At 74.1% G+C, this 17704-nt stretch carries 24 protein-coding genes; 9 read left to right on the top strand and 15 right to left on the bottom strand.

Annotated features, from left to right (window positions below):
• Positions 1-29 precede the first annotated feature (29 nt).
• The gene (locus tag QUG92_RS05740; protein ID WP_289458015.1) at positions 30-710 is read left to right on the top strand and encodes a PadR family transcriptional regulator; all 681 of its coding nucleotides are present in this window, start codon (positions 30-32) and stop codon (positions 708-710) included.
• Positions 711-789: 79 nt separating this feature from the next.
• On the opposite strand, the gene QUG92_RS05735 is transcribed toward QUG92_RS05740, so the two are convergent.
• Entirely contained in the window at positions 790-1422 is a 633-nt protein-coding gene (locus tag QUG92_RS05735) for an alpha/beta hydrolase (protein ID WP_289458014.1), read from the bottom strand.
• A 73-nt stretch (positions 1423-1495) separates the two neighbouring features.
• Between QUG92_RS05735 and QUG92_RS05730 the strand changes: the two genes are divergently transcribed.
• Positions 1496-2038 carry an NUDIX hydrolase family protein gene (locus tag QUG92_RS05730; protein WP_182045354.1) on the top strand — a complete coding sequence of 181 codons (543 nt, stop codon included), beginning with the start codon at positions 1496-1498 and terminating at the stop codon, positions 2036-2038.
• Positions 2039-2113: 75 nt separating this feature from the next.
• Here QUG92_RS05730 and QUG92_RS05725 read toward each other — a convergent pair whose 3' ends face one another.
• Positions 2114-2314, bottom strand: a complete 201-nt coding sequence (locus tag QUG92_RS05725; protein ID WP_069712767.1) for a CsbD family protein — start codon at positions 2312-2314, stop codon at positions 2114-2116.
• A 133-nt stretch (positions 2315-2447) separates the two neighbouring features.
• Complete coding sequence (locus QUG92_RS05720) at positions 2448-4088, bottom strand: DEAD/DEAH box helicase (protein WP_069712768.1); 1641 nt, start codon at positions 4086-4088, stop codon at positions 2448-2450.
• Positions 4089-4359: 271 nt separating this feature from the next.
• Between QUG92_RS05720 and QUG92_RS05715 the strand changes: the two genes are divergently transcribed.
• Positions 4360-5208, top strand: coding sequence for an endo alpha-1,4 polygalactosaminidase (locus QUG92_RS05715; protein WP_289458012.1), 849 nt, complete (start codon positions 4360-4362; stop codon positions 5206-5208).
• 123 nt (positions 5209-5331) lie between these two features.
• Here the strand turns inward: QUG92_RS05715 and QUG92_RS05710 are convergent, their stop codons facing one another.
• The 6 genes from QUG92_RS05710 to QUG92_RS05685 all read right to left on the bottom strand — a co-directional run bounded on the left by QUG92_RS05710 (position 5332) and on the right by QUG92_RS05685 (position 8579).
• Positions 5332-5691, bottom strand: a complete 360-nt coding sequence (locus tag QUG92_RS05710) for a GntR family transcriptional regulator (RefSeq protein WP_259346014.1) — start codon at positions 5689-5691, stop codon at positions 5332-5334.
• 46 nt (positions 5692-5737) lie between these two features.
• A complete protein-coding gene (locus QUG92_RS05705) occupies positions 5738-6307 on the bottom strand; it encodes a DUF1684 domain-containing protein (protein ID WP_289458387.1) in 570 nt (189 codons plus the stop codon).
• 144 nt (positions 6308-6451) lie between these two features.
• Complete coding sequence (locus QUG92_RS05700; protein ID WP_289458010.1) at positions 6452-6823, bottom strand: hypothetical protein; 372 nt, start codon at positions 6821-6823, stop codon at positions 6452-6454.
• 9 nt (positions 6824-6832) lie between these two features.
• Positions 6833-7387: a hypothetical protein gene (locus QUG92_RS05695; RefSeq protein WP_289458009.1), complete on the bottom strand. Its 555-nt coding sequence runs from the start codon at positions 7385-7387 to the stop codon at positions 6833-6835.
• Positions 7388-7399: 12 nt separating this feature from the next.
• A complete protein-coding gene (locus QUG92_RS05690; RefSeq protein ID WP_289458008.1) occupies positions 7400-7870 on the bottom strand; it encodes a hypothetical protein in 471 nt (156 codons plus the stop codon).
• Positions 7871-7946: 76 nt separating this feature from the next.
• Positions 7947-8579 (bottom strand): GNAT family N-acetyltransferase, encoded by a 633-nt coding sequence (locus tag QUG92_RS05685; protein ID WP_289458007.1) that lies wholly within the window; start codon positions 8577-8579, stop codon positions 7947-7949.
• 94 nt (positions 8580-8673) lie between these two features.
• Between QUG92_RS05685 and QUG92_RS05680 the strand changes: the two genes are divergently transcribed.
• Both QUG92_RS05680 and QUG92_RS05675 read left to right on the top strand, forming a co-directional pair.
• On the top strand, positions 8674-9288 hold the full coding sequence (locus QUG92_RS05680) for a 2-phosphosulfolactate phosphatase (RefSeq protein ID WP_289458006.1): 615 nt from the start codon (positions 8674-8676) through the stop codon (positions 9286-9288).
• Between the two features lie 31 nt (positions 9289-9319).
• Positions 9320-9643, top strand: a complete 324-nt coding sequence (locus QUG92_RS05675) for a DUF427 domain-containing protein (RefSeq protein WP_491700633.1) — start codon at positions 9320-9322, stop codon at positions 9641-9643.
• A gap of 51 nt (positions 9644-9694) precedes the next feature.
• Here QUG92_RS05675 and QUG92_RS05670 read toward each other — a convergent pair whose 3' ends face one another.
• Positions 9695-10981 carry an Nramp family divalent metal transporter gene (locus QUG92_RS05670; RefSeq protein ID WP_259346015.1) on the bottom strand — a complete coding sequence of 429 codons (1287 nt, stop codon included), beginning with the start codon at positions 10979-10981 and terminating at the stop codon, positions 9695-9697.
• A gap of 196 nt (positions 10982-11177) precedes the next feature.
• On the opposite strand from QUG92_RS05670, the gene QUG92_RS05665 reads away from it, so the two are divergent.
• From QUG92_RS05665 to QUG92_RS05650, 4 genes are all read left to right on the top strand, one after another.
• Positions 11178-11861 carry a hypothetical protein gene (locus QUG92_RS05665; RefSeq protein ID WP_182045364.1) on the top strand — a complete coding sequence of 228 codons (684 nt, stop codon included), beginning with the start codon at positions 11178-11180 and terminating at the stop codon, positions 11859-11861.
• On the top strand, positions 11861-12424 hold the full coding sequence (locus QUG92_RS05660; protein ID WP_289458005.1) for a GTP-binding protein: 564 nt from the start codon (positions 11861-11863) through the stop codon (positions 12422-12424). The genes QUG92_RS05665 and QUG92_RS05660 overlap by 1 nt, the downstream gene beginning before the upstream one ends.
• Positions 12424-12876: a roadblock/LC7 domain-containing protein gene (locus tag QUG92_RS05655; RefSeq protein ID WP_069712779.1), complete on the top strand. Its 453-nt coding sequence runs from the start codon at positions 12424-12426 to the stop codon at positions 12874-12876. Before QUG92_RS05660 ends, QUG92_RS05655 begins: the two co-directional genes overlap by 1 nt.
• Positions 12877-13006: 130 nt before the next feature.
• Positions 13007-13366 carry a hypothetical protein gene (locus tag QUG92_RS05650; RefSeq protein ID WP_069712780.1) on the top strand — a complete coding sequence of 120 codons (360 nt, stop codon included), beginning with the start codon at positions 13007-13009 and terminating at the stop codon, positions 13364-13366.
• Between the two features lie 135 nt (positions 13367-13501).
• Here the strand turns inward: QUG92_RS05650 and QUG92_RS05645 are convergent, their stop codons facing one another.
• The 5 genes from QUG92_RS05645 to QUG92_RS05625 form a co-directional block, all read right to left on the bottom strand.
• Positions 13502-14203 (bottom strand): CGNR zinc finger domain-containing protein, encoded by a 702-nt coding sequence (locus QUG92_RS05645; protein ID WP_182045366.1) that lies wholly within the window; start codon positions 14201-14203, stop codon positions 13502-13504.
• Positions 14204-14347: 144 nt separating this feature from the next.
• On the bottom strand, positions 14348-14833 hold the full coding sequence (locus QUG92_RS05640; RefSeq protein ID WP_289458004.1) for a SprT-like domain-containing protein: 486 nt from the start codon (positions 14831-14833) through the stop codon (positions 14348-14350).
• Positions 14830-15687, bottom strand: a complete 858-nt coding sequence (locus tag QUG92_RS05635) for a tetratricopeptide repeat protein (protein ID WP_182045368.1) — start codon at positions 15685-15687, stop codon at positions 14830-14832. The genes QUG92_RS05640 and QUG92_RS05635 overlap by 4 nt, the downstream gene beginning before the upstream one ends.
• A 124-nt stretch (positions 15688-15811) precedes the next feature.
• Positions 15812-16615 (bottom strand): hypothetical protein, encoded by an 804-nt coding sequence (locus QUG92_RS05630; protein ID WP_289458003.1) that lies wholly within the window; start codon positions 16613-16615, stop codon positions 15812-15814.
• A gap of 177 nt (positions 16616-16792) precedes the next feature.
• Entirely contained in the window at positions 16793-17635 is an 843-nt protein-coding gene (locus QUG92_RS05625) for a spermidine synthase (RefSeq protein ID WP_289458002.1), read from the bottom strand.
• Positions 17636-17704: the final 69 nt, after the last annotated feature.

Raw genomic sequence — 17704 nt, 5'->3', positions numbered from 1 at the left:
CACTTCACCACCGACAGGAAGGAGTCATCATGCGCCCCTCGTACGATGACCTCGACAGCACCACGCCCCGCCGCGGCCAGCGCGGCTCCGGTCCGCGCGGCCCCCGCTTCGGCGGCGCGCGGCAGCACCACGGCAACGGCTTCCCCGGACGCGACCGCGGTGACCACGACCACGGCGGACGGGGCGGCTTCGGCCCCGGACGCGGCTTCGGCCCGGGCTTCGGACCCGGCGCAGGCTTCGGCCCCGGCTTCGGCCCCGGCTTCGGCCGCGAGCGTCGCCGTCGCGGCGACGTCCGCCTCGCGATCCTCGGCCTCCTCGCCGAGGGGCCGCAGAACGGCTACGCCGTGATCAAGACCATCGCCGAGCGCACCGGCGGCGCCTGGAAGCCGAGCCCCGGCTCGGTCTACCCGACGTTCCAGCAGCTCGTCGACGAAGACCTCGTCGTCTCGACCGGTGACGGCCGCAAGACGCTCTTCGGACTCACCGACGCCGGCCGGGCCGAGGCCGAGGCGAAGGCGGCGGAGATCACCGCCGCGTTCGACGCAGCACCGGGCATGCCCGACACGCAGCGCGAGTTCGTCGAGGCCCTCCGGAAGACCATGGGCGTGCTGCACGTCTACCGGTCGAACGCGGACGACGAGCAGACGAAGGCCGCGACCGCGAAGATCGACCAGCTCCGCAAGGACCTGCTGCAGATCCTCGCCGACTAGCGGCACGCGTCTCGACGCACCGACCGACGGACGGGAGGCGCGTGGCGGGCCCGCCACGCGCCTCCCGTCCGTCGTCCGGTCACCTGGTCGACTGCTCGGCCCCGATGAACTCGGCCACGTCGCCGAGCTCCTCGGCCGACACCGCGTGCGGCAGTCCCGCGTAGGACCGGTCGGTCACGTCCGTGTGCGCGGCGGCCCAGACCTGCGTGCGGGCGGTGGCCTCCGGCGGGATCACCGGGTCGAGGTCGCCGTGCCCGAGGAACACCCGCGGGCGGACGGCGGCGACGGCCTGGTCGCGTGCGTCGGTCACACCCGGCACGACGAACCCCGACAGGGACACCGCGAACGCGAAGGCCTCCGGCCGGGCGCGGAGGAGCTGCAGCGCCATCGACCCGCCCTGCGAGAACCCGAGCAGTCCCACCCGGTTGTGCTCCGCGGCGACGGCGTCGATCCAGTCGAGGACCTCGTCCACCGCGGCGTCGACCGGTCCGAGCGCCGGCGACCCCGGTGTCCCGAGCGGGTACCAGGAGTACCCCGGCCCCCACGGCATCGGTGCGCGGAGCGAGGCGACCGTCCACGCGGGCGGCAGCGCCGGGGCCAGTCCGAGCAGGTCCCGCTCGTTCGACCCCACCCCGTGCAGGGCGACGAGCAGCGGTGTGCCGGCCCGCTCGTCGGCCGATCGGGTCCACTGCACGACGTCCGCATCGATCATGTGCACGACGCTAGCCGTCCACAGTGACCGCGCCGTGCGTCGAACTCGCCGCGGTGCCTGGTAGACACGGTGCATGGCCTCGCTGCGCACCCCCGACCCCGACTCCGGCTGGCTGTCCGACGAGGAACTGGCGAACATCCGCCGTCGGCTGCCCATCTGCTACGTCGAGGCACTCCCCGTCCGCACCGACGGCCTCGGTGTCGTGACCGAGGTCGGCGTGCTGCTCCGGGTGTCCCCGAGCGGTTCGATCGCCCGGACGCTCGTCTCCGGGCGCGTGATGTTCGGCGAGTCGATCCGGACGGCGCTCTTCCGGCACCTCGAGAAGGACCTCGGCCCGATGGCCTTCCCGCAGCTCCCCTCGAGCCCGACGCCGTTCACGGTGGCGGAGTACTTCCCGCTGCCCGGCGCCTCGGTCTACACCGACGAGCGGCAGCACGCGATCTCGCTGGCGTACGTCGTCCCGGTCACCGGGACGTGCGAGCCGCGGCAGGACGCCCTCGAGCTCACGTGGATGAGCCCGATGGAGGCGGCCTCCGACGCCGTCGCCGAGGAGATGGAGGGTGGTCGCGGCACCCTGCTCCGCGCCGGCCTCGCCTCGGTCGGCGCCCTGCACTAGCCACCACCGCACGCACGACGAAGCCCCCGGATCCGATCGGATCCGGGGGCTTCGCAGCGCGGTCGTGGACCGGCTTCAGTGCTTCTCGTCGCGGAGGCTGTCGGCGACGCCGTGCGCCGCGTCCTTCACGTCGTCGACGCCCTGCTTGGCAGACGCCTTGGCCTGGTCGGTCTGACCCTCGGCCTTCAGCTTGTCGTTGCCGGTCAGGTTGCCGATGCCTTCCTTGAGCTTCCCGCCGAGCTTCTCGCCGGTGTGGTTCTCTTCGCTGCCAGCCATACGGTCTCCTTCCAACGACGGACGATTCCCCGTCGGCCACTCGCGCGGCCTTCGGTGAACCAGAACGTACGCGTCCGGAGTCGCGCTGCGCGCAGCGACCGTCCAGGTTCGGATCCCGGCGTGGAGCGCGACCTCAGTGGCGGTCGGCCGCCCCCGCCGGACGGGAGGCGCGACGCGAGCCGCCGCGACGACCGCCACCGGACTCGGAGCCGGCACCACGACCCGCCGCGTAGCCGCCCTCGGACGACCACACCGGAGCGGACCCACCGCGCACGACGTCGCTCGACGCCCGGCGGCTGCCGCCCGAACGGCGCTGACCGCCGGCAGCGGCACCGCCCGCCGACGCACCACGGGCCGAACCGCCGCGGGAACCGGCAGCGCCGGCGCCCTCGGTGACCGGACGACCACCGCGACCGCCGCCGTTCCGACCCGAGCCGCGACCGGCCGAGGCGGTCTCGGGGGCCTGTGCCGCGCCTCCCGACCGTCCGCCGCGACCACGGCGACGACCGCTGCCCGCGGTCTCGGAGCGGGACGACTCGGCCGCACGCGGCTGGCGCTGGCGCTGCTGCTGGACCGGGGCCTCCTCGACGTGGCGGATCGGGGCGACCTCGCCGACCAGCGTCGTGACGGCGGGCGAGGTCGCGGTGACCTGCTGCGGCGTGACCTTGATCGCGGCCGCACGCATCATCTGCGCGACGTCGCGACGCTCGGCCGGCATCGTGACGGTGACGACGTCACCCGAGGAGCCTGCGCGGGCCGTGCGACCCGAGCGGTGCAGGTACGCCTTGTGCTCGGTCGGCGGGTCGACGTGCACGACGAGCTCGACGTGGTCGACGTGCACGCCACGGGCGGCGACGTCGGTCGCGACGAGCACGAGGGCCTCGCCGGAGGAGAACTTCGCCAGGTTCCGCTCACGGGCGCCCTGCGACAGGTTGCCCTGCAGGTCGACCGCGGGGATGCCCTGCGAGCTGAGCTGCTTGGCAAGGCGCTTCGCGTGGTGCTTCGTGCGCATGAACATGATTCGACGACCGGTGCCCGAGGCGAGCACGCGGACGAGGTCCTTCTTCGCGTCGGCGTCGGCGACCTCGAACAGGTGGTGGGTCATCGCCTCGACGGGGCTGGTCTCGTCGTCGACGGAGTGCATCACCGGGCTGTGCAGGAACTTCTTGACGAGCTTGTCCACGCCGTTGTCGAGCGTGGCGGAGAAGAGCAGACGCTGCCCCTGCTCGGGCGTCGCCTGCATGATCTTCGTCACGCCGGGCAGGAAGCCCATGTCGGCCATGTGGTCGGCCTCGTCGAGGACGGTGACCTCGATGTCGCCGAGGTGCACGTGGCCCTGCTGCATGAGGTCGGCGAGGCGACCCGGGCAGGCGACGACCACGTCGACGCCGGCGCGCAGGGCGTCGACCTGACGGCCCTGGCCGACACCACCGAAGATCGTGGTGGTGTTCAGGCCCATCGACTTCGCGAGCGGCGCGAGGGTCGCGTCGATCTGCGTCGCGAGCTCACGCGTCGGGGCGAGCACGAGCGCGCGGGGGCGGCCGGCACGACGGGGGCGGCGGCTCGCGGCGAGGCGGGCGGCCAGCGGGATCGCGAACGCGATGGTCTTGCCGGAGCCGGTGCGGCCGCGACCGAGCACGTCCTTGCCCTGCAGGGAGTCGGGGAGCGTGTCGGCCTGGATCGGGAAGGCGGTCTCCTTGCCCTGCTGGGCGAGGACCTGGGCCATCGGCGCGGGGACGCCGAGATCGGTGAAACGGATGTCCTGGTTGGTCATGGTGACCTTTCGAGCCGGCTCGTGCCGGCCGTGGGCGCGCTGGCATGTGGCGCGCGGGCGGGAACCCCGCGTCAGCAGAGGCTGACGCGGTCGCCGCAGCAGAGAGCCTGGCACCGGGATGTCGGTGCGCGATCATCGACCGGATGAGGGTCGGGAGTCGGGGGCGTCCGTACGACGCACGAGGCGATCGGCGCCTCGAGTACCTCCAGCATAGCGTGCGGGTGCCGGATCCGGGCCGGACCGTTCGCCGAGCGCGTGCGATGATCCCGTGGTGCACACCCGATCCGTCCTGCTGACCGCCGCGGTCGCCCTGGTCGCCGTGCTCGGCAGCACGGGCTGCGCGGCCGGTGCCGCCCCCGCCACCGCGCCCACCGCACCGGCGGCGTCGTACGCGAACCTGCCGACGTCGGGCCGTCCGGACTACCAGCTCGGCGGCGGGTACACCCCGGCTCGGGGCGTCACGATCGTCGAGCGCGACAGCACCGACCGGCCGGCGCCCGGGACGTACGGCATCTGCTACGTCAACGGCTTCCAGACGCAGCCGGGCACGCTGGCCGAGTGGCAGCGCGCAGCACCGTCGGCGCTCCTCCGCGACGCGGCGGGGAAGACCGTGTCGGACCCGGGCTGGCCGGACGAGGTGCTCCTCGACACCCGGACGGCGGCGAAGCGGACGGCGATCACGAAGGTCCTGACCAGGTCGGTCGCCCGGTGTGCCGACCGGGGGTTCGACGCGGTCGAGTTCGACAACCTCGACTCGTGGACGCGCTCCGGGAAGCGGCTGACCCGGTCCGGGAACCTCGCGCTCGCCGCGTCGCTCGTCCGGGTCGGGCACGCGCACGGGCTCGCCGTCGGGCAGAAGAACACGCCGCAGCTCGGGACGGCCGGGCGGCAGACGACGGGCTTCGACTTCGTCGTCGCCGAGGAGTGCGTGCAGTACCAGGAGTGCTCGGCCTACACGGAGGTCTACGGGAAGCGCGTGATCGACATCGAGTACGCGGACACCCTCGACCGCTCGTGGTCGTCGGTGTGCGCGCTGCGGGACCGTCCGGCGATGACGATCCTGCGGGACCGCGACCTGGTCACCCCGTCGGACGACGCGTACGTCTCGGAACACTGCTGAGCGCTCGCCGCGGCGGTGCGGTGGGGACGGACGGCCGGGAGGCCCGGCTCGTCTCCGGCGCCCGCGTCGCGTGACGGGGCGGTCGCCTCGGACGAGCCGGTCGCCTCGGACCGGGTGGTCGCCTCAGGCGGGCCAGGCCTCGCGCAGGGCTGCCGCGGCCTGGTCGGCGGAGAGCCCCGCCTCCTTCGCCGCCGCCACCAGGGCGCGTGCGGCGTCGGCGACGGCGTCCGGCACCGCGGCGGGCCGGATGACCCGGGTCCCGGCGCCGCGTGCGGTGTGCACGAGTCCGGTCTCCTCGAGCAGCTGGTAGGCCTTCGCGACCGTCCCGGCAGCCAGGCCGAGCTCCTCGGCGAGGGCCCGCACGCTCGGCAGGCGCTCCCCGTCCACCAGGTAGCCGGCCGCGATCTGCGCGGCGATCTGCGAGCGGACCTGCTCGAAGGGCGGCACTCGACCGCCCACGTCGAGGGCCACGAGTCCCGTCATGCGCTCCACCGTTGCGTCCTGTCCGTTGCGTGTCTGCTGGTCGGTGTCAGAAGTCGTACTGCTCGCCGACCGGGATCGGCACGGCGACGGTGTTGCCGGGGGGTGCGAGCGGGCACGCCCACGCCGGGTCGTACGCGCACGACGGGTTGTACGCGAAGTTGAAGTCGAGGACGAGCTCGCCGTCGTCGCCGCCGAGGTCCGCACCCTTGATCGTGTCGAGCAGGTAGCGCCCGCCGCCGTACGTGCCACGAGCCCTGCCGGCGCTGGCGTCCTTCACCGGCACGAAGATCCCGCCCGCGTACCCGCCGTGCGACCAGACGTCGAGCGTGCCGATGCCCGGCAGCCGGACGACGCCGAGCCGGTCGAAGTGCACGATCCCGTCGGTGCCGGTCTCGACGTCCATCGCCTGCGGTTCCGCGTCCTCGATCCGGGCGCGGAAGCGCCACTCCGGGTCGTAGTCGGGCACGGGCAGCGCCTCGAAGTCGCGCGCGTCCTCGTCGAGCAGCGGACTGGCCGGGTGCTCGCCGAACATCGCGTCGCGGGTCTCGCGCCACATCGCGTGGGCGGTCTCGGGGTCTGACGTGGCGCGCACGCGGCGGTACAGGTCGAACGTCATCCGGCGCCAGTCCACGGTGGCGAGCGTGCTGTGCACGCGGTCCCGGGTCCTCGGCTCCTGCGTCTGGCTCACACGGCGAGCGTACGCCCGGCTCCTCCGGACCCGCCAGCGACCGGCCGCGGTCCGTGGACGGAGCCGGCCGTGTCAGTCGCGGCCGAGGACCCTGCCGAGCAGCCGTCCCACCGCACTCCGTCGCTTCGTCCAACCGGCGCGGGCGAGGACGTCGTCCACCGGTCCGGTCACGTCGCTCGACCGGAACGAGAAGGCGGTGTTCTCCCCGTCCCAGTTCTTCTGCACCACGCTCGTCGTGTACTCCCCGCTGTCGCCGAGGAGCGTGACGCGGTAGCGCCACTCGGCCTTGCCCCAGGCGAGCTGGGCGCCCTGGAGCCGGTGGCGCCAGACCGCGACGATCCGGTCGTCTTCCTTCCGGACCTCGAAGGGGTGGGTCCCGTCGCTCAGGGCGAGGAGCGCCTGCTCGACCTCGGCGGCGGGGTGGTGCGGGGGAACGGTCGTCACGGGTGCAGCCTAGGGACGGGGTGCCCGTCCGTGCCGCTCACCCGCGGAGGACCCAGCCGACGGACGTCCTCGGGCGACCCGGCGCTGCAGGAGCGGGAGTGCCAGGACCCCCGCGACGACGAGGACGGCGACGACGACCGCGGGCCGGTCGACCTCGGGAGCCGAGTAGTTCGACCACGGGACGCCCAGCGCGGCCTGCACGACCGGTCCCGTCACCGCGGTGACCCCTCCGGGCAGCAGGACCGCGAGCGACGCCCGCCGGCTGAGCGCGTGTCCCGGCCGGGAGGCCCGCACGACGACGGCCCCGACGGTCGCCGCGACCGCGAGGCCGCCCCAGAGCCAGGAAGCTCCCGACATCCGCCACCCGTCGTGCGCCGCCCACTCCTGCACGAGCAACACTGTCCGGTCCCACGCGTCCGACGGTCTGCCGTACCGCGACACCACGGGCAGCGGCCACCCGATCACCGCGAGGACGCCCGTGAGCGTCGCGACGGCGCCGAGGCCCCACGCCACCGGACGCCGGAGGTCGGCGGGCTCGACGTCGTACGACCCGATGCTCGGCACGCGCGGCGAGGACTAGCGCCAGGACGGGGCGAGTCGGCGCATCCGCAGGGCACGCCACTGCCAGATGACCCACATGCCGGGCCAGAGCGCGGCGCCGAGCGCAGCGGGACGCATCCGGTAGGACAGTCGGTCGAGCAGCAGGGTCCTGCCGTCGCCGAGGTCCACGGTGGCCATCCGGTGCCGCATCGTCATGCGACCGAACAGGCCGGAGACACCGCCGCCGTTGTCGCGCTGCACCGGGACCCCCTCCACCTCGTACAGGTCGAGGTCGACGTGCGTGTCACCGCTCGGCACGATGCCGAAGGCGTCCGCCGTGATCGGGTGCGGGACGCCCGGCGTCCACCGCTCGGGCAGGCCCTCGGGGGAGCGTGACCGGTAGACGAGGAACGGCTTCGTGACGGCGACCATCACCGACGGCGAGAGCAGGGCGTCGCGGACGGCGTCGACGGGGGCGTCGAGGACGATGCGGAGACCGACGTGCATGCCCCGGACGGTACCCCGGGGCACCGAGGGGTCGCTGCCCGTGCGGGGGACGGAGTGCGTCAGCCGTGCGGGCGGTTCAGGCGTGCCGGGCTGCGCGACGTCGGGACCCCTCGGCCCGGTCGCGCGTGCGCAGCCGCTCGGTCAGCGCCAGCCGCACGGTGGGCCACTCGGCGGCGGTGATCGAGAAGACGACCGTGTCGCGGAGGGTGCCGTCGCGACCGATCGAGTGGCTGCGGAGGACGCCGTCCTGCTTCGCGCCGAGGGACGCGATGGCCGCGCGCGACTGGTGGTTGTGCCAGTGCGTGCGGAACTCGACCGCGATGCACTGCCACGTGTCGAAGGCGTGCGAGAGCATGAGCAGCTTCGCCTCGGTGTTGATGCCGGTCCGCTGGGCTGCCCGGGCGAGGAACGTGTGCCCGATCTCGACGCGGCGGTTCGTGGTGTCGACGTTCATGAAGGTCGTCGACCCGACCACGCGACCCGTCGGACGGTCACGGACGGCGAAGGGCAGCATGCGACCCGCGGAGTGCTCGCCGAGCCGGCGCTCGATCTCGTCGTCGACCGCGTCGGGCGCGGGCACCGAGGTGTACCAGGTGCGCCAGAGGTCGCCGTCCGTCACCGCCGCGCGCAGGTCGTCCGCGTGCTCGGCGGCCAGGGGCTCGAGCGTGACACGGTCGCCGGTCAGGGTGGGGACGGTGGCGATCTCCATGGTCCTCGATCCTACGGTCGCGGCACCGGCCGGACCGCCCGTCGACGCCCACCTGTGAGGACGGACAGGGCACGTGCCCGGTTATCGTGGTCGGGTGGCAGCAGGCACCCAGGGGAAGTACCAGGTCCGGTTCGCGTGGGGCGTCGGCGGCGCCGGGCGGATCGCCCGCGACGCCCACCTCGTCGTCTGGGTCGACGTGCTCCCGGAGCCGGGCCGTGCCGCCTCCCGCGGGACCGACGGCACCGCGCTGGCACGGGCCGCGGCAGCGCTGCTGCCGGACGGTCCGGAGGTCGTGCTCGGCCACCTCGGCAACGCGACGGCGGTGGCGGACCGGGTGACGCGCCTCCAGGCCGAGCGGGGCGACCGGTGCGTCGTCGCGGTCGTGGCCGCGGGGCGCTCGACGGGTGGCGGAGCCGACGTGGCGGACGACGCCGGCGAGCCGACGGACACCGCCGAGGTGCCGGAGAGCACGGTGGAGGACCTGCTCGCGGCCGGCGCGGTCGTCGACGCCCTGATCGCCACCGGCATCGACCACACCTCGCCCGAGGCAGCGGTGGCCTGTGCGGCGTACACGGGCCTGCGCCGCGCGGTGCGGCACCTGGTCAGCGCGGCGGAGGGGGCGTCGGACCTCGACCCCGAGACGGTGCGCGGGGCGCTCGCCGCGGGACCGGACCTGGTCGTCCTGCGGGAATCGAGCGCTGCGGCGTAGCGTTCCGGATCGCAGGCGTCGCCTGGACGCCGTGGATCGCAAGGAGCACGTCATGAAGGCAGTCGTCGGTGACACCGTGATCGCGGAGGCCCCGCAGGAGGACCTCATCCAGATCGAGGGCAACTGGTACTTCCCGCCGTCGAGCGTGAAGCCGGAGTTCTTCTCGGAGAGCGACACCCAGTACCACTGCCCGTGGAAGGGCGACACGCAGTACTACACCGTCACGGTCGACGGCCAGCCGCTGCCGGACCGCGCGTGGTCGTACCCGACCCCGATCCCGTCGTCCTTCGACCGCGTGGGCAAGGACTACTCGGGCTACTACGCCTTCTGGAAGGACGTCCGGGTCGTCGACTGACACCCGGCACGCCGACCCGGCCGGCGGGCGGCGGCACCCGGACGGGCGCCGTCAGCCGGCCAGGGTCAGCACCACGAGGGCCACGTTGAGCGCGACGATCACCGATGCGATGACCCCCGCGACGACGCGGGTGGGCACGGCGTTGACGTCGGTGCCCATGATGCTGCGACGGGACGTGTAGACCACCAGCGGCACGATCGCGAAGGCGATCCCGAAGCTCAGCACGACCTGGCTCAGCACCAGGAGCATCGTCGGGTCGACCCCGAGGGCGAGCAGGGCCACCGCGGGCAGGAGCGTCACGACCCGCCGCGCGACGACCGGGACGCGCACGTGTAGCAGGCCGTGCATGATCTCCGCGCCCGCCATGCAGCCGACCGAGGTCGAGGCGAGTCCGGACGCGAGCAGGCCGACCGCGAAGAGGACGCCGACGACCGGGCCGACGTTCGCCTCGATCGCCCGCTGTGCGCCGGGGATGGTGTCCGTCCCCGCGACCCCGGGCAGCGTCGCCGCGGCGAGCACGAGCATGCACACGTTCACCCCGCCGGCGACGACGAGCGCGAGTCCGACGTCCCACCGCGTCGCGACGAGGACCCGTCGGCGCTCCGGACCCGCGGGCACGTCGCCGTGCCGGTCGCGCGCGAGCGCCGAGTGCAGGTAGACCGCGTGCGGCATGACCGTCGCGCCGAGCATCGACGCGGCGAGCAGGACCGACTGCGAGCCCTCGAAGCGGGGGACGAGGCCGCTGACGAGCTCGCCGGGGGACACCTGTGCGAAGAGGAGCCCGGCGCAGAACCCGACGGTCAGGATGGCGAGCATCGTCGTGACGACGGCCTCGAAGGTGCGGGTGCCGCGTCGGCTGTGCAGCAGCAGGATCGCCATCGACACCACGCCGGTCAGGACGCCGCCGGCGACGAGCGGCAGTCCGAACAGCAGGTGCAGCGCGAGTGCGCCGCCGATCACCTCGGCGACGTCGGTGGCGGCGGCGACCACCTCGGCCTGCGCCCAGAAGAGCAGCCGGGGCGTGCGCCGCATGCGGAGCCCGAGGTGCTCCGGCAGTGACCGGCCGGTGACGACGCCGAGCTTGGCCGAGAGGTACTGCACCACGACCGCGCTCGCGTTCGCCGCGACGAGCACCCAGAGCAGCAGGTAGCCGTACTGCGCACCGGCGGTCAGGTTCGCGGCGACGTTACCGGGGTCGACGTAGGCGATCGCGGCGACGAACGCGGGACCGAGCAGGGTGAGGCCGGCCGCTCGGCGCCGGGGACCGCCGGGCCCACGGTCCGGCGCCGTGTGCGGGCGTCCGGAGCGGGGTCGGCGGCTGGCTGCGGTGTCGGTCACCCGCCCAGCATGCCAGAGGATTCGGCGGGCCGAATCCTCGGTTTCGGAACTTGCGCGCATGCCTCCCCGACAGGTGCCGCCCAGACGGGGGCTACCTGACGCACCCTCGCCTCCAGTTGGATCGGAGGGTCCGCGCGGCCGGTGAACCGCCGCGGGACGACAGCCGGGGGACCGGTACCAGGAAGGTGACCGAGGCATGGATGCATCGCGACGACCGGGGGACGAGCTCGTCCACCCGGAGGCCCAGACCATCGACCCGACACCCATGCCGAGGTTCGGCTGGACCCGGGTCGCGATGGCGCTCCGCCCGCTGTGGGAGACCCACGGCGAGGTGCTGCGCGTCGAGATCGCCGGGCACGGGCCGCTCGTGATCGACGTCGCCTCGGACTCCTACTGGTGGTCCACCCCGCTCGGCGACCTGCCGATCGACCCCGAGGACGTGCGCGTCGGCCGTGAGGACCGTGACGTCGAGGCCGCCGTCGACCTCGGACCGGGCAACGAGCTGCACGGCCTGCTCTGGCACATCGGGCTGCACTCCTTCCCGGGCGAGCTGGCCTGGTGGCTGCAGCGCGACGACCGCTACCGCCTGCAGCGGTGGCCGAACTTCACCACGCTGGCGCACACCCCCGACCACGTGCGGATGACCTCGCTCCTCGGGTACGCCGCCCTGACGGTCGACGAGCTCGCCGAGCAGGCGAACGTCGCGCCCGCCGAGGCCCGCCGCCTCATCAACGCCTTCAGCCTCATGCGCATCCTCCGTTCGCAGACGCCCGACATCACCCTCGCGCGCCCGGCCTTCGACCGGCCGGTGCCGACCGCGGCGCCCGTGCAGCAGCGGAGCGGCCTCTTCCGTCGCCTGCTCGACCGGCTGGCCCGCTGATGGCTGAGCACGTCATCCTGTTCGCCGGCCCGATGGGTGCCGGCAAGACGACCGCGATCGAGGCGCTCAGCGAGGTTCCCGTCGTCCGGACCGAGGCGGCGAACACCGACCGCGAGACCGCAGACAAGGCGACGACCACGGTCGCGCTCGACTACGGCGAGATCACCGTCGGCGACTCCGACAAGGTGCGGCTGTACGGCATCCCGGGGCAGCGACGCTTCGACTTCATGTGGCAGATCCTCAAGGAGCGCGCCCGCGGACTCGTCGTGCTCGTCAACGCCGACGCCCCCGACCCGGTCGCCAGCATGCTCGAGTACCTCGACGAGTTCAGCGACCTGCACGACCGCGGTGGCGTGGTCGTCGGGGTGACCCGCTCGGACGTCGTCGACGGCCCCGGCCCCGGCGTGTTCTCCGACGCCCTGCAGGCCGCGCACCCCGAGATGCTCGTCCCCGTGTTCACGGTCGACCCGCGCCAGACGGACCAGATGACGACGGTCCTGCTGACCCTCGTCGCCAACATCGAGATGCGTGCGGCGATGACCGCCGCCCAGGAAGTGCACTGATGACCCTCGCCCCGCACCTGGACCCCGTCGTCGTCGGACTCGGCAGCGCCGAACTCGCGGCGCTCCGGTCCTCGTCGAGCTCGATGCTCACCGCGTCGCTCCTGACCGACGACGGCTTCGAGGTCGTCCGCGTCGCCGAGGGTGCCGCCGGTACCACCGACGGCGCGCGGTTCGCCAGCATGGCGAGCTCGATCCAGGCGCTGAGCGAGGCCGTCGCCCGCGAGCTGCCGATGGGCACGGGCGAGTACGTCATCATCGCGGCCGACCGCGGGCACCTGGTGCAGATGCGCATCCCCGGCTCGACCATCGTGCTCGCCGCGCTCTTCGACACGGACGAGATGCTCGGCAAGGCCCTCACCGTGTCCCGGCGCTCCGCAGCCCGCCTCGGCGAGCAGCTGGCCGCGCACGCCGCAGCCGGTGCCCGCGCGGCTGCCGTCGCCGGCCTGGTCTGACCCGCACCGCAGCCGCACCACACCCGGACCACGGCAGACCGCACCCGGGTCTCCCGTCCCGCCGGGGCTCAGCCCCGGCGACCCCTGCCCGTACACCCGACACACCGGACAACCCGAGAAGGAACCCCAGATGGCAACCCTGCACGACTCCCTCAACGACCTGCTGACCGTCGACGGCGCGATGGCCGCCGCCGTCGTCGACAGCGGCTCCGGCATGCTGCTCGGCGGCGCCGGCAGCGGCATCGACCTGGAGCTCGCGGCCGCGGGCAACACCGAGGTCGTCCGCGCGAAGCTGAAGACCGCCCGGTCCCTCGGCCTCGCCGACTCGATCGACGACATCCTCATCACGCTGTCGTCGCAGTTCCACATCATCCGCCCGCTGGCCTCGCACCCCGAGGTCTTCATCTACTACGTGCTGGACCGCGCGAAGGCGAACCTCGCCCTGGCCCGCATGAAGGCGAAGTCGGTCGAGTCCGACCTGGCCTTCTGACCCGCAGCCGGTCGCGAGCGCGACCGGACACACGAGGGGCTCCGCGACCGCGGGGCCCCTCGTCGCGTCCGGCGGGCTCCAGCGTCCGGGCAGTCGTGGGCGTCGTCGGCGCCCGAGCGGTCCCCGCGGCTCCGCTCAGGCCGCAGCGCGACGGGCACGGTGCGCGCGGACCTTCGCCCGGTTGCCGCACCGCTGCATGGAGCACCACCGACGGGTCCCGCCGCGCGACGAGTCGTAGAACACGAGGCCGCAGTCGTCGGCCGAGCAGCGGCTCAAGCGGGTGGGCTGACCGTCCGCGGCGAGGTCGTCGAACCCCACCTCCGTGAACAACGCCACGGCGTCGCGGGCCACGCTCGACAGCGCCTGCGCCAGCCGGACGCGGTTCGCCCCGGCGCGGCGGCGACCGCCGGGCAGCGCCGGCGGGACGTCCGGCAGCGCGGCGAACAGGTTCACGGTGTCGATGTCGTCCGGTGCCGGACGGGTCCGACCGGTGCCGGCGCGGAGTCCGGCGGCGACCGCGGTGCGCGCGGCCGGGTCCGTCGAGGCCGCGGGTGCCGGCGCCGCCGCCACCGCCAGCCGACCGATCGCGGCGCGGAGCGCCCGGGCGTCCTGCAGCTCACGGGCCGTCGCACCGAGGTCGATGGGCTCGGTGTGGTCGCCGAGCCACTCGTCCAGGTCGGCGGGGGTCACCAGCAGCTCACCGAGGCGGGCCCGCGGGCGGCGTGCGTCGGGGTCGTCCGCGAACCCGCCGGTGTGGGCGAAGTCGAGCGCGATCCGGCCGGCGTCGAAGAACCACGACGACCCGCTGTCGGTCCGGATGTGCTGCCCCGTGTGCATCCGTCCAGGCTAACGGCTCTCCGGCGCGCCTCCCGGTCGAGCGGCATCCGTGCGGTATCAGCGGCAGCACCGAGCGGTATCCGTGCGGTGTCGGCAGCCGCACCGAGCGGCTCCCGCCGGCACGACGGCACCCGACGCGGCGGCTCAGGCCGTCGCCGCTCCCCGCCGCTGCCACGTGATGAGGTTGCGCCCGTCGAACCGTCGCGAGCACCGGGCGCACGCCAACGGCCGCGTGGGCGTTCGGTAGCGGACGTGCTCGTGCCCGGCCGGGCAGGTGCCGACCCACGGCGCGAGCTCGGACGCGATGGGGCCGTCGTACAGCCGGGACCCGGTGTACCCGATCGCCGCCGCCGTCCGCCGCCACACCGGTCCGTGCCCGGCCCGGGGTCCGGCCAGGGCGTGGGCGACCTCGTGCAGCAGGACCTGCTCGACGTCGTCCGCCGACACCCGGGCCGCGATGTGCCGGCTCACCGTGACGCGCCGGCGGGCGAAGTCGCACTGGCCGGCGCGGGTCTTGGCGTGGTCGAACGCGAAGGTCCAGTCACCCGGACCGAGGTGCACCGCCAGCAGCTGTTCGGCGCGCTCGCGGACGTGCTCGAGCGCGGTGACCGCCGCGGGACGGGCGGTCACCGACCGTCGGCGTCCGGGTCGTCGCGCGGCGCCTGGCCCTTCTGCGCGGCCTTGGCAGCGATGCGCCCCCAGAGCTGGTCGGCCTCGGTGCGTGCCGCGTCCGGTGCGCCGAGCACACGACGGCGGACCGGCGGGTCCTGCTGCACGGGTTCTGCCGCACGCGCGGACGGTGCGTCGTCCTCGGCTCGGCGTGCCGCGACGTCCCGGGCGCTGCGGGGCCGGTCGTCGGCTGCCTTCGGCTGGGCGACCGAGGCCCGGAGCGCGGCCTCGACCGCGGTGCGGAGCGCCTCGGTGCGCTCCGACGGGGCGCCGGCCTGGCGGAAGGCCTGGTACGCCCGCGAGAGCGCGGAGCGGGCCTCCTCGAAGCGGGAGAGCTCGAACAGCGACCAGCCCTCGAGCTCGGCGGCGGCGCCCTCGAGCTCCGGCCACTCCTCGGTCCGCGCGGTGTCGCGGGCCATCGCGGCCTCGGTGGCGGCGCGCTCGTGTCGGCCGAGGTCGTGCAGCACGTGCGCACGACGGATGCGGGCCGCGACCTTGTCCGACCGCTCGCCGGTGAACATCGTCAGGCGGAAGACCTCCTCCGCGACCACGAGCGACTCGTCGAGTCGGCCGAGCAGTCGGAGCAGCTCCGCACGTTCGGCCAGGGCGTCCGTGCTCCGGCTCTGGCCGAGGTCACGGAGGCGCTGCTGCACGGCGTCGGCGTCGACCGCCGGCCGCAGGCTGATCGGCGCGAAGGTGCTCCCCGGGCTCACGCCCGCAGTGACGGGCGCCGAGCCGGCCGGTGCGGCGTGACGGGGTTCCCGGGCGCGGTCGGCGCGGTCGGGCTGCTGGCTGTCGTCGGGCGGGAGGGACATCGGTTCGAGGGTAACCGCGTGCTCCCGTGAGCGGGCGGTGCCACGCGCACGGGGGGCACGAGAACGGATCGACGGCCCGCCCCGCTGCTGCGGGACGGGCCGTCGGGGACGCGTGTGCGGACGCTCAGTTCGCGCCGTTCACCGCCGCTGCGGCGGCGACGCCGATGTACGTGCCGAAGGTCGCGATGGTGGCGACCACCGCGAGGACGATCGCGAAGACGCCCCAGCCACGGCCGCGGTTCACCACGGCGGCGATGATGCCCTGCACGAGCGCCCAGAGGCCGAGGATCGCGGCGATGCCGACGACGACGAGGCCGCCGCCGAGCTGGCCCATCACGGCGGGGTCGCTCATGAGCTGCTGCTGGAGCTGCTGCTGCTGCTCCACCGAGCCGTTGCTGCCGTTGCGGGCGATCTCGCCGAGGACGTTGCTGCTGGCGAGGGCGGTGCCCATCAGGTACCCGCCGACGACGCCGAGGACGAGCGAGGCGAGCCCGAGGACGAAGGCCACGACGCCGACGGTCTTCTTCTTGCGCTTCGGTTCCTCGGCCTGGTGCCACGGCGGGCCCCCGGCACTGGCCGGGGCGGACGACGCCGCGTACGGCTGGTGCGAGCCCTGGTGCTCACCCCAGGTCGGGGAGTCCGCCCGACGGTCGTCCTGCTGCCCGTACTGCTGCTGCCCGTACTGCTGCTGGTCCTGCTGCCCGTAGCGCGGCGGCTGCTGCTGCTGGCCGCGCTCGCCGTACCGCGGCTGCTGCTCGTCGCGCTCGCCGTACCGCGGCTGCTGCTGGTCGTACTCGCCGTAGCGCGGCCGGTCCTGGTCCGAGCCGGTCCGGTCGGCGTCCGACCGGTCGTGGTCCTGGGGACGGCCCCAGACCGGCGCGTCGCCGCCGCCCGTCCGGTCGTCGTTGCTCCGGTCGTCGTTCGTCATCAGGGGGCTCCCTTGCTCGGTCGCGCTGCTGCGCGGTCGTCGCCCCATCCTGGCAGCCGACCGCCGGGAACGTTCAGGTGCGGCGGGCGGGTGCGGTGACCGCCGTCGGACGGGAGGCGCGGCGCACGACCGCCCCGTGCCTCCCGTCCGGTGGGCGGTCGCGTCGCGACCGTGCGGTCAGCCGCCGAACACGCTGCGGTTCGGCTCCGGCGACGCGACCGCCGTCTGGTCCGTCACGATCGGCGCCCCGGCCGTGAACGCCCGCAGCTCCTGGCCGTGCACGACCTTGGCGGGCATCGGGTCGGACGAGTACCGCCGGGGCATGTCCGCCAGCGGCAGCTCGGCCTTCGACCCGAGCAGCACGATGTTGCCGAAGCGCCGCCCCTTGAGCATCCCGGTGTCGGCGACGGCGGCGACCGAGGGCAGCACGGCCTGGAGCGTCGCGGCCTGTCCCCGCGCGAAGGCGAGGCCCGCACCGTCGGCGACGTTCACCGCGACGATCCCGGTGGGGGAGAGGAACTCGGCGACGCTCCGGTAGAACTCGACGCTCGTCACGTGTGCGGGGATCTGCGAGCCGCCGAAGACGTCGACGACCGCCAGGTCGACCGTCCCGCGGAGGCCGGCGGGCAGCTTGCCGAGCACCTCGCGGGCGTCGCCGTACCGCACGCGGATCGACGCGCCGCGGGGGAACGGCAGGACCTCGCGGACGTGCTCGACCAGGTCGCGTTCGAGCTCGACCACCTGCTGCCGCGAGCCCGGGCGGGTGACCGCGACGTAGCGGGGCAGCGTCAGGGCACCGGCGCCGAGGTGCAGCGCCGTGACCGGCCCCTCCGGCAGCAGGTCGATCGCGTGCCCGATCCGCCGGATGTACTCGAAGGCCAGGTGCGTGGGGTCCTCGAGGTCGACGTGCGACTGCGGCGTCCCGTCCACGACGAGCGTGAACGAGCCCGGTCGGTGCCGGTCCGGCTCCACCGACGCCCAGCCCGCACCGATCCGGAACCCGTCGAACGCATCAGCCATGCCCCCATGGAACACCACCGTCGATCCCCACCCGGACCACCACCCGTGGGTGGTGTGCCCGTCGCGGTC

It is taken from the genome of Curtobacterium citri, assembly GCF_030362955.1.
GTDB classification, from domain to species: domain Bacteria; phylum Actinomycetota; class Actinomycetes; order Actinomycetales; family Microbacteriaceae; genus Curtobacterium; species Curtobacterium citri.
Note: the sequence above shows the minus strand (reverse complement) of the source record. Positions and strands in the feature narration are given on the sequence as shown.